General features: G+C 66.9%; 3 protein-coding genes. All 3 read right to left on the bottom strand.

Going from position 1 to position 1,753, the window contains the following annotated elements:
* Positions 1-1,191, bottom strand: a 1,191-nt coding sequence (locus tag IFT55_RS17095; protein ID WP_192093558.1) for a recombinase family protein, incomplete at its 3' end; no start/stop codon positions are given.
* Positions 1,188-1,601 carry a DUF2924 domain-containing protein gene (locus tag IFT55_RS17090; protein ID WP_192093557.1) on the bottom strand — a complete coding sequence of 138 codons (414 nt, stop codon included), beginning with the start codon at positions 1,599-1,601 and terminating at the stop codon, positions 1,188-1,190. The genes IFT55_RS17090 and IFT55_RS17095, both read right to left, overlap by 4 nt.
* Positions 1,598-1,744 (bottom strand): DUF3489 domain-containing protein, encoded by a 147-nt coding sequence (locus tag IFT55_RS17085; protein ID WP_274604063.1) that lies wholly within the window; start codon positions 1,742-1,744, stop codon positions 1,598-1,600. The genes IFT55_RS17090 and IFT55_RS17085 overlap by 4 nt, the downstream gene beginning before the upstream one ends.
* Positions 1,745-1,753 lie beyond the last annotated feature (9 nt).

Genomic DNA, 1,753 nt, shown 5'->3' with positions numbered 1-1,753 from the left:
GGCGTGGGTGGCAGTGCGCAGGTCCGCCGGTGAGGCGCTGGCAATGGTGGCCGCCCGGGCGGATAGCTGGGTATAGTCCGACGGAGAAAGCTCGATGCGTGCAATTGCGGCAAGCTCGAGTGGATCGGCAAAGAGCGCGGCAATCCGCTGGCTGACCGCAGCCTCCAGTTCGGTGGCGGGGATGCGGATGCCGGTGGTGCCGCTGCCGGTCTGCAGGTCACGGCTGACATAGTAGCGGTAGCGTGCCTTGCCTTTGGCGGCATGGGTGGCGAGAAGCGGTGCCCCCTGTGGATCGACTACCCGGCCAGCCAGCAGGCTGGGCGCCGCCCTGCCCCCCTTGCGCTGTTCGCCCTGCCGGTTGTCGGTCAGCATTGCCTGAACCGCGTCCCACAGCGCGCGCTCGATGATGGGTGGATGCAGTGCGACATGCACCCGTCCCTGATGGTGGATCTCACCGACATAGGTCGCACAGCGCAGCATCGCGTAGAGCTGTCCGCGTGAGAAGGTGACCCCGCCAAACGCCTTACCCGTAGCGGTGGTCCGTCTGGGAGCACCGATCCCGTCCCGCTCCAGTTCGTGCGCCAGCAGCCGTACCGAGCGAAGCGTGAGATAGCGCTGGTAGACGTGACGGATGATGGCGGCATGTTCGGCGATGATCTGGAGGCTGCGCCCGTTGGGGGCATAGCCCAGCGGCGGGGTGCCTCCCATCCACATGCCACGTGCCTTGGAGGCAGCGATCTTGTCGCGGATCCGCTCGGCGGTGACCTCGCGCTCGAACTGGGCAAAGGACAGCAGCATGTTGAGCGTGAGGCGCCCCATGCTGGTCGTGGTGTTGAACGACTGGGTGACCGAGACGAACGAGGTGTCGGACGCATCGAACGCCTCGACCAGTTTCGAGAAGTCGAGCAGCGAGCGGGTCAGCCGGTCGACCTTGTAGACGACGATGATATCGATCCGTTTTGCGGCAACATCGGCCAGCAGCCGCTGCAGTGCCGGGCGGGCCAGCGTTCCCCCGGAGATACCGCCATCGTCATAGCGGTGTTCCCCCTGCACCCAGCCTTCGCTGGCCTGACTGAGGATGTAGGCGCTGCACGCCTCGTGCTGGGCATCGAGTGAGTTGAAGTCCTGTTCGAGACCCTCCTCGCTCGACTTGCGGGTGTAGATCGCACAGCGCACGATCTGCCCCTTCATGCTGCTGCTGCCTTTTTGAGGCCGAAGAAGGCCGGGCCCGACCAGCGGGTGCCGGTGATGGCGCGGGCGACTTCGCTTAGCGAACGGTAGCTGCGCTCCTCCCAGCGGATGACCTGATCCTCACCGATGGTGACGACATGCACCCTGCCCTGCCATTCGCGCACCAGCCGCATGCCGGGGCGGGCCGGGGTCGTGCGCGTCTCGCCGCGGCCAAGCTGGTCGAGCGTGCGGATGGTTGCGCGCGACAGGCCGCCCAGACTGCGTGCCTGCAGCTCCCAGCTGAGCGCCAGCCGCAGCAGCTTCGGGCTGATCCGTGGCACCGCGGTGCCGGTCAGCGCGCTCCAGCGTTCGCGAAGGGCGCTGGAGGACAGGTCGTCCAGCGCGGCGACCTGCGCTTCCACCGTGGTCATGCCACAGCACCCGCGTCGATCCGGTAACAGGTGGCGCCATCACGCGTATCGCGGACGATGGCATGGCCCTTCTTTCGCAGACCAGTCAGTGCGGCGCGTGTCGTGTGTGGCAGCCAGCCGGTGAGGCTGATCAGTTCGCCCAGCGTAGCGCC

The organism is Sphingomonas sp. CFBP 13720, assembly GCF_014842075.1.
Lineage (GTDB): Bacteria > Pseudomonadota > Alphaproteobacteria > Sphingomonadales > Sphingomonadaceae > Sphingomonas.
Note: the sequence above shows the minus strand (reverse complement) of the source record. Positions and strands in the feature narration are given on the sequence as shown.